Source organism: Dapis hubbardiae BLCC-M172, assembly GCF_050016015.1.
Classification (GTDB): domain Bacteria; phylum Cyanobacteriota; class Cyanobacteriia; order Cyanobacteriales; family Microcoleaceae; genus Trichodesmium.
The window spans coordinates 62,136-76,555 of sequence record NZ_JBNHEQ010000161.1; the positions used below are offsets into that span (position 1 = coordinate 62,136).

8 protein-coding genes and 2 tRNA genes are annotated in these 14,420 nt (G+C 35.3%); 4 read left to right on the forward strand and 6 right to left on the reverse strand.

Going from position 1 to position 14,420, the window contains the following annotated elements; all coding sequences use genetic code 11:
• Positions 1 to 453: cyclic pyranopterin monophosphate synthase MoaC (gene moaC, locus ACP6PK_RS14340; protein ID WP_426560194.1), on the reverse strand; the 453-nt coding region annotated here is incomplete at its 3' end.
• Positions 454 to 536: 83 nt separating this feature from the next.
• Between moaC and ACP6PK_RS14345 the strand changes: the two genes are divergently transcribed.
• Positions 537 to 609 (forward strand) — tRNA-Arg (locus ACP6PK_RS14345).
• Positions 610 to 611: 2 nt separating this feature from the next.
• Here ACP6PK_RS14345 and ACP6PK_RS14350 read toward each other — a convergent pair.
• From ACP6PK_RS14350 to ACP6PK_RS14365, 4 genes are all read right to left on the reverse strand, one after another.
• Entirely contained in the window at positions 612 to 1,850 is a 1,239-nt protein-coding gene (locus ACP6PK_RS14350; RefSeq protein WP_426560196.1) for an MFS transporter, read from the reverse strand.
• Between the two features lie 773 nt (positions 1,851 to 2,623).
• On the reverse strand, positions 2,624 to 3,532 hold the full coding sequence (locus ACP6PK_RS14355; protein ID WP_426560198.1) for a UPF0104 family protein: 909 nt from the start codon (positions 3,530 to 3,532) through the stop codon (positions 2,624 to 2,626).
• 218 nt (positions 3,533 to 3,750) lie between these two features.
• On the reverse strand, positions 3,751 to 5,220 hold the full coding sequence (locus ACP6PK_RS14360) for a glycosyltransferase family 39 protein (RefSeq protein WP_426560201.1): 1,470 nt from the start codon (positions 5,218 to 5,220) through the stop codon (positions 3,751 to 3,753).
• Positions 5,221 to 5,263: 43 nt separating this feature from the next.
• Positions 5,264 to 5,554 carry a hypothetical protein gene (locus ACP6PK_RS14365; protein ID WP_426560213.1) on the reverse strand — a complete coding sequence of 97 codons (291 nt, stop codon included), beginning with the start codon at positions 5,552 to 5,554 and terminating at the stop codon, positions 5,264 to 5,266.
• A 928-nt stretch (positions 5,555 to 6,482) separates the two neighbouring features.
• Here ACP6PK_RS14365 and ACP6PK_RS14370 point away from each other — a divergent pair.
• Entirely contained in the window at positions 6,483 to 7,409 is a 927-nt protein-coding gene (locus tag ACP6PK_RS14370) for a serine hydrolase (RefSeq protein ID WP_426560203.1), read from the forward strand.
• 210 nt (positions 7,410 to 7,619) lie between these two features.
• Here ACP6PK_RS14370 and ACP6PK_RS14375 read toward each other — a convergent pair.
• A tRNA-Ser gene (locus tag ACP6PK_RS14375) sits at positions 7,620 to 7,709 on the reverse strand.
• Between the two features lie 1,113 nt (positions 7,710 to 8,822).
• On the opposite strand from ACP6PK_RS14375, the gene ACP6PK_RS14380 reads away from it, so the two are divergent.
• Together ACP6PK_RS14380 and ACP6PK_RS14385 are read left to right on the forward strand one after the other, a co-directional pair.
• Positions 8,823 to 9,752: a calcium-binding protein gene (locus ACP6PK_RS14380; RefSeq protein WP_426560205.1), complete on the forward strand. Its 930-nt coding sequence runs from the start codon at positions 8,823 to 8,825 to the stop codon at positions 9,750 to 9,752.
• A gap of 1,294 nt (positions 9,753 to 11,046) precedes the next feature.
• Positions 11,047 to 14,037, forward strand: coding sequence for a tetratricopeptide repeat protein (locus tag ACP6PK_RS14385; RefSeq protein WP_426560207.1), 2,991 nt, complete (start codon positions 11,047 to 11,049; stop codon positions 14,035 to 14,037).
• Positions 14,038 to 14,420: the final 383 nt, after the last annotated feature.

Consider the following 14,420-nt stretch of genomic DNA (forward strand, 5'->3'; position numbering starts at 1 on the left):
ACGAATTAACTCAATAGAAATAGACTTTTCCAAACCCTTAGCCATATCATACAAAGTTAAAGCAGCCACAGAAACCGCCGTCAAAGCTTCCATTTCCACCCCAGTTTCCGCCTTAGTCTTCACCATCGCCCGAATCTGATATCCCGGCAACTGTGGATCAGGAATTAACTCCACATCTATTTTTTGTAAAGGCAAAGGATGACACAAAGGAATAAGTTGGGCAGTTTGCTTCGCCCCCATAATCCCCGCCAACTTAGCAGTGCCCAAAACATCACCCTTTGGACTATTACCCGCTTCAATAGCCTCAAAAGTTTCTACTAACATCCGCACTTGTCCAGCAGCCTCAGCTTGACGCACAGTCGCTACTTTCGCAGATACATCCACCATTTGAACTCCACCCTCAGAGTCCAAATGAGTTAAATTTTGCTCAAATTTAGAAAAATCCCTTGTCATTCTATTTATTTGTGCTATAGTAAATTATTAGTGCGGAAGAAAAGCTGATTAAAAAAAGTTTCATCTAACGCAAAAAACAAAAAGGGCCTGTAGCTTAGTGGATAGAGTGCGTGGCTACGGACCATGAGGTCGGGGGTTCGAATCCCTCCAGGCCCGTATTAATGATTAATAGCATAAGTATCTTGCCCTTGACCAAAAGCAAATCTGATGGAATGGGGCAAGTCTTTGTTTGATAAAGTAATGAATATAGCTATTGCTATAACATCAAGACAAGCATCAACAGCAAACATACTTCTATAACCAACTTGTTCGGCAATAAGACCGAAAGTAGGTCCGGCCATAATTGAGCCTAAATCAAACCCACCAATATAAAGAGATAAAAACTTGCCTCTTTGCTCTTGAGGACATCGATCGGTCGTCAAAGTAATCATCATAGGTAAGATTAAACCAGCAGAAGATCCCCCAAAAATAGCTCCCAGTAAAACCATATTGCTACTATTTGCAGTCCACAAAGTTAACATAGCTAATAAGCTAAATACCAGACCGCCAGTAATAAAAAGGCCACGACCAAATCGATCGGAAGCTCGCCCAGTAAAAATACGAATGGTAAAACTAGCGATCGCCCTGACGCTAAAAAAAAGTCCAGCATTCAGAGGAATGTTATTTTGCTGGATATACAGTGGTAGAAAAGTAAAAGTTGTGCCAAATACTAAACCTACCATCAACATTACAAAAGCGGGAACCAAAATTTTACGACTTCCTAATATTTGCCAGAACTTTTGTCGATTAAACTGATGGGAATGAGAATTTTTTTTCAGTATTGAATGTGGTTCCCAAACTAGCAAACTACATAATAAGCTCATACTTCCTAAAGTAGAGCAAACCATAAATAAAGGCACATACCCAGTAGCTGCTAGTACAAAACCACCTATTGCTGGTCCAATAGCCATACCTATTGGAGTACATAAACTCATATAACCAATTAATTCACCGCGACGACCAGGAGGAGACAAGTCAGCTACTAAACCACTATAACCAGTGGTAATTCCAGCAATACTAATACCATGAAAAGCACGAACTACCATTAACAAAAGAAAAGACTTGAGTAGTAAATAGCCGAGTGGGGCGATCGCTGCTACAGTTGTGCCAACTATCAGAACCAACTTTCGACTTCTGTTGTCAGCTAATGGCCCTAAAACAAATCGTGATAGTAATAGTCCCACACCAAAGCAACCACTAACAAGGCCAATTTGTTGTGTTGTGCCTCCAATACGATCTAGATAAAGAGGTAAAGTAGGCAGCAAGGTAGATATACTTGACCAAAATAATAAGCCAGCCAAGAATAGAATCATTAGACTGCGCTGTTGCTGATGGTCAAGTGTTCGGAATATTTTCACAATTTAAGTTACCCTGGATAAATCCTATCCCTATATTTTGTAACAAATTGTTAAAACTTGCCTAACTCAACTTATCCTAGAGTAGTTAACAAAGTCAGAAATTAGGAGTTAGGTAGTGGTGTACAAGTAGTAATATTTGGATAAAAGTCAACTAGGGAAGGAAAGAGTATTCTTTGTTAAAGTTAACTGTTATAAAAAGAAAGTAACAGGTAATAGGAAAGGTTTTCAGTTTTCGTAATAGTTGTTAATACAGTGCCGATTATATATAGCACTCCTAAATGAATCATAACATATTAAAACTTATTAAATAAGATTAAAACCAATTCCCCAATTTGATCCTGCTTGATGGAATTGGTATTTTAGGATAATCTAAATTCTACCAATTACCAGGCATTAATGCTATACTTCAGCTAGACTTCAATATTCAAATATTTACCAAGATTCAAAGTCTTTTTTTGACGATTATTAATTAGTTAGTATAGATGATCGCTACTTTTTATATTCCCCCACCTCCCACACTTCTCACACTTCCCACCCTAATCAGATATAGCAATATTTTTGATACATAGTATTACACAACCTATATACGACTGCGATATATATTCTACTACTTAAAGCTTGAAAAAAGTGCAAGAAAATTACTAAATAAAATTCCATCTTTTTTATTATGTTTTTCTTTCCCTGTTCTCTGTTCCCTGTTTAGTCACTGTAGCAATATTTTCTGAAGTTGGTATAAGTTGACTTTTCACTTCTTCCTTCTTCCTTCTTCCTTCTTACTTTGTTTGATCCAAACAAGCTAAACCAGCAGCAAAAGTTTCAGCTAAAACACTAATCAAACGATAAAATGCAACAGCACTTAACACAATACCAGGATCAAATTTTTGCTCAAGTAAAGCTAAAGCAGTTGCTTCAAAGACCCCAACACCTCCAGGCGCTCCTGGCACAACTAAACCTAATAACCATGATAAACTAAACACACTAAATATTAATAAAATTTGATTAAATTCAATAGAATTGAACGCCAATATAGTCAATAAAAATCCAGAACCTCGAAGCAGCAGGAAACAAAATTCTCCGCAAAAAGGCTTGATTGGATAGTGATCCAAATTTAATTCAGTAACTACCTCTGAATCAGATTTTTTGACTTTTAATTTTATTTTAACTAAATATTTAATTACTGGGTTTAAAATTCGTGGATGAACAATAGAAATTACTGCAAAAAAACACAAAAATTGTAAAAACCAACTTTCTTGAGTAGAACCAATTAAAGCCACTCCTAAAGCTGCCGCAGCCATTAAAAGTGGTTCTATTAACACACTTAAAATTGCAATTTCAACAGGTACTCCTACTTGTTTTGTTGCATCAATTCGGCTATAAAAATGCCATATATTTCCCGGTAAATACTTAGCAACATTTGTTCGCAGATATACTCTAATTGCCCACCGCAAATTAACCTTTTGATGAAACTCTTTAATAATCCAAAACCAGACCACTCCAGACCATACATGAGCCATAATTGTGATGATAAAAGCAGCTCCTAAACTTACCCACCCAGAATCACTAATCCTAATCTCAAGCACTTGTGCCCAGTTGTCTTTGAGAGTTTGAGCTAGAAAAAATAGAGTTAGTCCTAAAATAATCCACCGCAGATAAGGTTTAATGCCCGACAAAACTTTTTTCATAAAGTACAAAACTAACTGAGTTGATAACTGCTAACTCTTTGCCTTTTCCCTCTAAATTGATTGTGTAAGTATTCAGCCATCAGCTATTGCTTTTAGAGGAAGTAAAATTAATTGATAAATTGAGCTAAAATTAAAACTTTATTCTAAAAGCTTATACCTAAATGCTCATAACTGAATCCTTACGAAGTTTATTTGTTTGTTGTCCAGAAATTAACATCCTAGTAGTCATTTTTATCCAACTTAGGAATCAGCAATAATATATTTGCATTACCAATAATTTCCTGTGATTCAATTGTAAATTGTTCTGCAAATACAGACTTAAAAATGTTCATATCTCCTCCGTAATAGATAAACCATATACGTGAGTATGTAGGAGGTAAACTTTCAATCCAATTTTTTAAATGGGTTTGAAGATTTGATTGATCTTTTTCTTCTCTTTTATCTAGATATATAGGTGCAGAGCCTCGATAATAGTAAGTTAGAGGAAAAGAAGTGCCATGAGCTGCAGAGTAAATGATTATGTCGCCTTCTCTATCTTGACCTTCAATCAATTGTGCTACTGGTCTGTAATGGTCTAATGCCCCCATGTATCGCTTCGAGCTTGTATAATAAGTTACTAAGCCTAAACTAACGGCCAACATATATATTAGAGCCACCACGACTCCAATTATTTTTTGCCAATCTAAAACCTTAAAAAAGCCAATTGCGACCAGTAATATAATGTATGGCTGAGATATTATTAAGTAACGACTGTTCCATATCGAGTAGAATACATTAGAAAAAACAAAAATAGATGCAGCAGGTATAATTCCCCATGAAGCTACCCATACAACTTCCTGATTACGAGGCTTTTGAATAATTGCTACCAGAATAACTGTAGCAACAATTAAAGCTACAACTTGAATCAATAATGCTATATAAGGTGGTGATGGAGGGTGAGCAAACACAGTCATTACTCTTAGCTCTCGGAAGATTTCTCTTACACCAGGAATTGGTAACATCACTCGGTGTGAGCCTGAATCACTCTTCACAGAAATAGCTACAGGAATACTGACAACAATAATTGTTAAATATAGAACAAGATAACTAATTAATCTAGAAATTTTGAACTTAAACTTAAGCCATAAAATCAGAATATCTGATACCAAAAAGGCTGCATTTAAAGGTGTAGTATAAAAGGATAAAATTCTACCTACAACCCATATTAATCGTGGAAGTTTTTTATCTGGTTGCTTCAGAGAATGTGCGAGACAAAGACATCCACAAAGCCCTAGGCAAACACTCATTGTATAGTATCTAATTTCTTGAGCATGATTGATAAATAATGGAGAAATAGTTAGTAAAAATGCTGCAAGAAGACCAACTTTTTTGCTAAAAAAGTCATTACCTAATCTATAAATTAGATATACAGATACTACTGCAAAAATAATAGCTGGAACTCTCAACCATACTTCATTATCAGAAATGTTAATCCATGGATTTAAAAGAACATAGTAGAGTAGCCTGCCCTTATTAAGATCCATCTTGCGCCCATCTAAAACACTGATAAATTCATCTATCCATAAACCTCGGAAATTGATTCTGTAAAAGTACAAAAAACACGCTAAAACAAGAATCAATACAATAGGAAACCATTCCTTTTTTTTGATAGTATAAATCAACTTATGAAAAGCATTAAACATCAACATATATTACCAGGCTTAAAAAATTAGATTGTACAATTTTTGAAGACTATGTTTTTTTAGCAAAAGCACTTGCAAACTGATAGAAACTAATATGAGGTGGGAAAACAGTTGGCGCAGATTGAATCTTGTCAAAGTTTGTATTTACTAACCATCCAGGATACTCCTCCTCTATAAATTTCACCATAACTGCGGCAGACTTTTCCTGAGACTGAATGATTTGTAAATATCGTCCACTTGCTGCTTGAGTTGCCAAAGAATCACATTTATCAGAGTCATAAATATTGATATTAGCCTGGCATTGGTACTCAAGAGTATTATACCAATTACCAAAAGTAATGCTATACTTGACTCACACTTCAGTTATCAAGTAATTAAAATAGATAAAATAAATTATTCCCTAATAATTAGTCAGTTAATGTTAATTATTATTATGTGTACGGACGCCCTTATGCAACGTCCCTACCCCATCCAATCAAATATAGCAATAGTTTTGAGAAATGGTATTAGATCTGACATTCCGCACTACTATGGGTAGAGTTTATATATAGGCTTTGACCACTACTGATAAGGTCAATATAAATACTCATTATGCTACCAATAGTGTGTTAAATTTTTTCAACCGCTATGCCTAGACTAAACCTGCGAAATCTGGGTTAGATAATTGATAATTAGTCACTGATGGAAATTTTAGATATAGTCATTTTAAATAAGAAAGGGATAGAGAGAATGTTGTTAGCCTTTTCAATTAATTATTAAAGCCTCAGCAAGTGTTCCAGACTTAATTAAAATACTATACAAATCATATTTGGGTTATTTATAAAATATCCAGGCCATAATTGAAATTTTGTATATATAAATTTGGTGAATCTGGCATTTTTTACAGAATATTTAAGAAAGCTAGAAATCTAAATTGCAACCTTATTATTCAAACCAGTATTCCTAAAAATATACCTGATTGAAAATCGCCGAAGAATAATTAGATTAAAAGAATTCCCTCGTCCCAGAGATTGAAAAAAAAATATATATAAACTAAGGGATTTCGTATATTATTAGGTAAACATTTTTTCCTGTTTGTGAATATTATCTAAATTATTCACTCTTAACTTTCCTTTTCTATAATGACCAAAAAATAAGGTATCAAGCCTCCCCTTTGCTGCGCCGCGAGCTGTCGCTCTACAAGGGGATAAAAAAGAAAATTCCGAATTTTCGTAGCCTCCTTATTACAGGAAATACTGATAACTGATAACTGATAACTAATAACTGAAATGACCTTCTTTGATAAAGATGAACAGTTAAATATCCTGGGTAAAGATATTATAGAAGCAACCAAGTTAGAATTTTCAGAATTAACTTCTGAGCAAATAGCTATAACTTGGTTAGTTTACCATTCACCAAGAACCAGACATATTAAGAATCCCACAGAATTTTGGCAAAAGCAAGTGCGTGGTTGGAGCGATCGCGGTGATGAGCGGATATATCCTGGAAAAATAGTCCATTTATTCTATCTGGTAGCTATTTATGAATGGCTAGAGAAAGGAATGGTCAAAACTTCACCAGAGTTAGAAAGAGCAATTCGAGATATGATCCTTTCTTCAAATCACGATGCGACTGGTCTAGTTGTGGATGTTTTAACGGGAACTACCAGTGGACCTGAATTATCACCAGGACCTTTTCAAACTTGGAAATATCAACGTAATTTTGTTAATCGTTATTTTCAATCTCTCAAGTGGCCTGAGTTAAAATCCATTAATATTAATCAAAAAACATGGTCTGATAGTCCTTATGGCCGGGAACACATTTTCCAAGGATTATTGATGGAAAATCGGAATATACTCACAACTAATGCTACAGCTCGTTTATTACATAGTATTGTGGGTGGGATTGCAGTATCTCCTCAAGCTTCAGAGAAAATGATGAATTTGTTAAAGAAAAATTCTAGCCAAGAAGGTGCAAAAGATAGAAGTAAAGGCCAAGCTATAGGTTTTTTAGATGAGAACCTTCCTCAAAATGCTAATGTATGGTCTACAGGAATTGTAGGTACTTATGTACGTCACAATTTTGCTTATATAGAGTTACCAAATCTTCAGCCATATCTCTTAGTTATATTTACAGAAGGCAAAGAGATTAGTAGGAATGAGAGAATATTACCTTATATGTCCCAAAAGTTTGTAGAGGCAATGAAAAAATTTTGAGCAAACCTATATAGTAGGGGCGGGTTTTTAGTCGAAAGTTCGAATGGTCAATCTCAAGATTAGATAAACCTCTCCTTATTCACACCTATTAGCTGTATCAGTTGAGTAGGGGTGAATTCTATAATCAAATTTAGTATTTCCAGTCACCAGTTTTAGCAGTCAGCGCTAATAACTTTAGGGACGTTGCATGGAACGTCCCTACTAATAAAACGGAGAGGGAGGGATTCGAACCCTCGGTACGGGGTTCTCCCGTACAACTCATTAGCAGTGAGCCGCTTTCGACCACTCAGCCACCTCTCCTGGGGTAACAGATATTTATTATAACAGATGTTTTTTTGTTATGGCAAGCCTATTTTCAAATTATTTTTCAGTGGAGCACTTAGGAGTTAGGACTTGTTACTTTGAGCTTTTCCAAACTATCACAAAAATGTACCCTTTTACTTCGGTCAAAACATCACTTGAAAAATTTAACCAACATTGTTATATTTACGGATTATTTTAATTTGTAATCAATACAAATTTAATATAAGAAAAATAAAAGACGGAGTAAATTTAAAATTTGTTCCCAGGAAAATTTTAGATTAATCCGTAAATTGGTCAATTGACAATCAACAAGACTATGATAGACTGTAAAATGTTCATATTTCTTGTTCAAAGAAAATTATCAAAAACTCCTGAAAGTTTGGAAACCACCACCTTTATTGATGTGGTGGCATAAGAACCCCATGGTAGTTTTTAAAGTGTAGTTAAATATCCTCTAATTTGTATAAATACAAAGACTTTTAATAACATGGTGAAAACCTGATAGGTTTGGGATATTGTAGTTAAATGGTAATTAATTAAAAAAGTTAATTAGGTGTAATCCACTCTATTCTTAGCCCTTCCCTCAGCAGGTTGTTATTAAAATTTGAATTTGAGTCAATCGACTAATACTACAAAGTAGCCTCAATAGTCTTGGACTTGAGAAAGTAGTGATAATTGACACTGGCTAGAGGAGCTACAAATTTCTTGGTACTAGGGTAGGGGAAAATAATAATCATGGTTTTAACCTGATTAGCACCTCCTCTAAAGGATCTACTCGGATTTATCCGGTAGATGATCAAATATATTCTTAAAGATGCAAAAGTATGCTAAACAATACATCACTTAGAACTTTCTAAAAAATGTATCTGTCCGTAGCAGAAATATTCCTGGCCTAACCTCCTGAAATAAGAATTATCTCATCAGGTAAGGGTTGAATAAAGGGGAACAATCATAATCTTTGTAATGTCTAAATTTACAAGGGTTAAATTATCCCTATAAACAAAGATATAAATGAACGAAAAGGTCATCTATACAGAATCTAAAAATTAGCTCTTTGAGCAAATCACAGATAAATTAGCAATAGTAAATTCTAAAAAACGAGGTAAGCAAGTGAGTATACAAGTAGTTCCACCAGGTACCGAAACACAGCCAGTAAGCAGTACCCCCAACGATAATGGGGGACTTAACATAGTAGGACAACCTGGAGACGATCGTCTTCCAGGGAGCACTGGTCCTGACAATATTGCAACTACGACTGGGAATGACCTGGTGGGAGCAGGTGGTGGTGATGATAGAGTTTTATTAGGTCCAGGTAATGATACTGCAGCTGGTGGTACTGGCATCGACTCCATTCAAGGTAATGAAGGAAATGACTCCATAACAGGAGGAAACGGAGACGATAGCCTTAGAGGTGGTAAAGATAATGATACTGTAGAAGGTGATGAAGGAGCAGACATTATCTTCGGCGATCGCGGAGATGACGTAGTAAGCGGTGGTATTGGAGATGACACCGTACTGGGTAATGCAGGTAATGATGTTGTCATAGGTGGTCCAGGTAATGATAACCTTGATGGAGGTAAAGATGATGATAGTCTAAGTGGTGGTATAGGGGATGACACCCTATCTGGTGCAAGGGGTAATGATACTTTAACAGGTGGCGCTGGTGCTGATGATTTCTTCTTCTGGTTTAGTACAGATGGTAGTTATGGAATTGACTCCCTGACAGACTTTAATCGGGGTGAGGGAGATAAGATAGTTCTAGCTGCTAACTTCCCAGTTCCAGAGGATGCGGCATTTAATGCTTTAACAGGTACACCTACTGGCAGCGAACTATCAGAAGAACAGTTTGACGTAATTTCAGGTTTCAATCCTGTAACTCAAGGAAACAGTTCAGCAGCTATTATCTATGACCCTAATGAAGGTTTAGTATACTACAACCCAACAACACTTGCTGGTGATGAAGTAGCATTTGCTCGGGTTGATAATACTGTTTATGATGCTGATAACCCATTACAAAATACTGACTTTGAAATTTTCTAAGTCTGGTTATTGATAAATGCGGTTTTAAATATGGGTGTAACCCACGAATGAAAATTCTAACTCCCTCCTAGGTTTTAGGGGGGAATTTTGTTTTATATAGTAGGGGTGGGTTATACCATTTCTCAAAAACATTTCTACATTTTGTAGAGCAGGGGAGTGGGGGAGTAGGTAGGGACGTTGCATGCAACGTCCGTACAGGAGAAGTAAAAATAACAATAATTAATATTAAATGAGCTACAACTAGCAAAAAAAAGATTTGATATGTAGTTATTAATTAATAAATGAAGTCTTACCCAAGTATAGCATTACTTTTGGGAATTGGTATTACACGTTAAATTAACGAGTTTAACCATCAGATTAAATTACCAAAAAATGAGGTCTAAAGCCTCCCCTTTTAAGGGGATGAAAAAAATATTTAACTCAGTATTTCAAGCCTCCGACTTTAAGTCGGAGGTTAACTGATAACTGTTTCGCTGCGCGACATGTTTGCGGAGCAGTCCGTCAGGATAAAGCGCAGCTCCTCCGCAGGAGGCTAACTGATAACTGAAATTACCCGCCCCAAAATTTAACACACAAAATATAAAATATTTGATTATATCATGGGTATCCGGGCGGGTTGATCTAAATTATTTGTCAAAGCATAAACTGAATGTGGAACCCACCCCTACATTTTGCTACATATAAAGTATTTAATTATATCATGGGTATCCGGGCGGGTTGATCTAAATTATTTTGTTAAAGTATTAACTTAACTCAGAACCCGCCCCTACATTTTGCTACATATAAAATGTGTAATTAGGGTTTGCTGAAAAAGTCTTTTTTAGAGAGTAGGGGATCGGGGGAGTAGGGGAGTAGGGGAGTAGGGGAGTAGGGGAGGAGGGGAGGAGGGGAGTAGGGGAGTAGGGGAGGAGGGGAGTAGGGGAGTAGGGGAGTAGGGGAGTAGGGGAGTAGGGGAGGAGTAATTTTTTTGCTATACTCAGCAGCGAAAATACTAACTTTTTGATTTTTCGGGAACCGTGCATTAAGAGCTGAAACAGGCGTACTTTTTACCGACCTAAAAAGGCTAAAACCTTTATCTGTAAATACTTTGATATTTAATCAGCAAGCCCTAATTATATCATGGGTATCTGGGCGGGTTTATATAAATTCTAGAGTAAGCATTAAAATTCTAGGTAAAACCCGCCCCTACATTTTGCTACATATAAAATATTTAATTAGATCATTGAGGTTTCTAGTTGCAATGACAGAATAATTCTATGCTAGTAGCCGAGAAAAATGTTATTGATAGCTAAGAATGAAAATAGAAAAACATCTCAGATTAGCAAAATCATACTTGACTGAAGGCAAATTAAGTCAAGCAATAATAACCTGTAAACAAATTTTAGAAATACAACCAAACTCTGCTGATGCTTACAGAATATTAGGAGAAAGTTACGAAGCAGAAGATAATTTTGATGATGCTATGTCTGCTTATACAAAAGCTTTGGAGATTAAGCCAGAATATGCAGAAGTTCATGCTTTTCTCGGTCAGTTGTATAGTCATAAAAGGTGGTTTGCTGAAGCAGTTAATCAATATCAAAAAGCGATTTATTTAGGATTAAAATGGCCGGAAGTCTATTATAATTTAGGTAATATAAAGCATCAATATGGAGATTGGAAAGGTGCAATTAATTGCTATGAAACGGCAATTATTTTGAAACCGAATTATCTGAAGGCTTATTTTGGTTTGGGTATCGTTTTTGAATTGCAAAAAAATTATCAAGTAGCAGTTGATATTTATAGAAAACTAATAAAATTAAAGCCATATTTTGTAGAAGCTTATAATAATTTAGGTGGCGTTTTAGCCGAGATGAATCGAAGGTCAGAAGCTATTGAAGTTTATCAAAAAGGGTTAGCTATAAAATCAGATTCGGCAGATTTATATAATAATCTTGGCTTTACTATATTAAAGGAAAATCCGATAGAAGCGATCGCTGCTTATTATCGTGCTATAGAATTAGACCCTAATTTTATCAAAGCACATTATAACTTGGGTAAAGCATTACAAATTATTGGGGAGCATGAATTAGCAGTCAAATCTTTTGAAGAAGTTATTAAACTGAAGGGAGAAAAAGATAATGTATTAGCCTATAGTGATTGTGCTTTTTCTTTGATGACTATAGGTAAATTTGAACTTGCTTTTGTTTACTTAAAAAATGTAATTACTAATCATAACTTTGTTGATGGTTATTGTCGGGTATTGGAGGCGAAGTTAGGAAATACTGAAAATAAAATATCTGATGAGCTATTTTTGACAAAAGTAGCAGGCTTGAATTTTCTCAAAGAATTGCAAAAATTAGATAATTATTCAGAAAATTCCCAGGAGCAGTATCAAAAAATTTCTCAATATTTGCTGAAATATTATGTTCATTTTGGCAATGTTTTGATGGAAAGTGGGTATTATGAAGGTGCTGAAATATTTTATCAAAGGGCGTTGCAAATTCAAGCAAGTTCGGCTGAGATTTATTGGTTGTTAGGAAATAGTCTGGTTAAACAAAAACGGTTAAATTCAGCAATTATTAGTTATCAAATATCTCTACAAATTTTACTGAGTGAAAATAGAATTGATGAGACGACAAAGGTTTACTTTGAGTTGGGTAAGGTTCTGGAAAAACAGCAGAGATGGCAGGAGGCAATGGATTATTATGGTAAGGTATTATCGGCAAAAGTACAAGATAAATTAAATGATGATTTTCTCCCTTATCAAAAGTTACAGGGATTATATTTATCGACAAAAGATTGGATTAAAAAATTAGATAGCAAGAATTATCACAAACGATATATAGAAGTAAGATTGGAAAAATTAGCGACAGAATATATAGAAGAAAAGTCTAAATCTCCTATTGAGGTAAATGTTGAAAATAGGAAGAAAAATTTAGAATGTCAAGGGTTAAATTGTGGTGAATGTTTAAAGCAAATTTATCAGTGGTTTAACCCAAAATCTCTTGCTCAAGGGGTATATAGTCTCAGGGTTCAGGGTGAGTTTAGTCAGGAAAGATCCCCCCTAACCCCTCTTCCACAAGAGAAAACTAAATCTTTAACTCCCCTTCCACAAGAGGAAACTAAATCTTTAACTCCCCTTCCACAAGAGGAAACTCAATCTTTACCTCCCCAGGAAAGATCCCCCCTAACCCCCCTTCAAAAGGGGGGGACTAGATCCCTAACGTCTGTAAGTAAGGAGGGAAGCATATCTACTTTGACAAAAGATGCAAAAAATGGTATATCAGGATTTTCCTACTTTCAGAAACTTTCCCAGAATCCTACCTTTGTAACTATAGTACGGTCGGGAAGAGCTTGGATAATGCCCAAGAAAAATTACTGGAGATTATGTTACGGCATTGCCATTATTACTCCAGATAACTATTTATTGGCAGATTTGTCTAGGGAATATCCATCTCCATTACCAGGATGCACAAAACATGACCCAACTCAACATCAGATATTTGACCTGGAAGAACTGCCCCCCCTGGAGAAAATTAATGGTAAGGTAGCTGTATTATCGGTACTGTCAGGAAATGTCTATTTTCATTGGATGGTAGACTTGTTGCCTAGAATAGAGATATTACGTCAGGGCATAAATTTAGAAGAAATAGATTGGTTTGTAGTTAATGACTATCAACAACCTTTTCAACGAGAAACATTAAAAAGTCTTGGTATTAGAGAAGAGAAAATTTTAGCAAGCGATCGCCATCCTCATATTCAAGCAGAAGAATTAGTCGTCCCTTCATACCCTAGTTATTTGGGATGGTTACAACCGTGGGGATTAAAATTTTTAAGAGAAGTATTCCTCAGAGGCATAACTAATAATAAGTCAGATTTTTCGGAAAGAATATATATAGGTAGAGGTAATGCTAGATATCGGCGAGTAATGAACGAAGAAGAGGTAGTAGAGATATTATCGCAGTTTGGTTTTACTTATGTTACTCCAGAGTCAATGTCTCTAGAAAATCAGATTGCCACTTTTGCCAATGCCAAAATTATAGTTGCTCCTCACGGAAGTGGTCTAACAAATATAGTATTCTGTAATCCAGGGACAAAAGTTATCGAACTTTTCTCACCCCACTATCTTAGATACTATTATTGGCATATTAGCCAATTATTAGGATTGGATCATTACTTTTTAATTGGTGAAACATTTAGTTGTTATCCGATTAGAAATATAATGTATGAAAGTTCTTTAGTGGAAGATATTTTAGTGAATTTAGATTCACTGAATCAAATGTTCAAAGTTATAGGTATTGCCTGAAGTCTGAAGTCTGAAGTTAAATTCTTTTAGTCTCTAAGGAGAATTAAAAGTTATGAATTAAGAGGATAATTAGTTAACTTTAGTAGTTACTTGAATATTTTCAAAAGCTGTTTGCCTAGAATTCCGCAGGAAAAGCTAAATGCTTACAAAAAATACCATGAGAAACTCAAAAATTCTTGACAGAAAGAGTCGGTAAAATTTTGACGAGACTCCTTCTAGTTGTTTCCGGGAAAAGAAAAGACAAGAGAATGAGAAACTCAGAAATTCTTGACAGAAAGAGTAAGTTGAATATTGACGAGACTCCTTCTAGTTATTTCCGGAAAAAGACAAGACAAGAGAATGAGAAACTCAGAAATTCTTGACAGAAAGAGTAAGTTGAATAT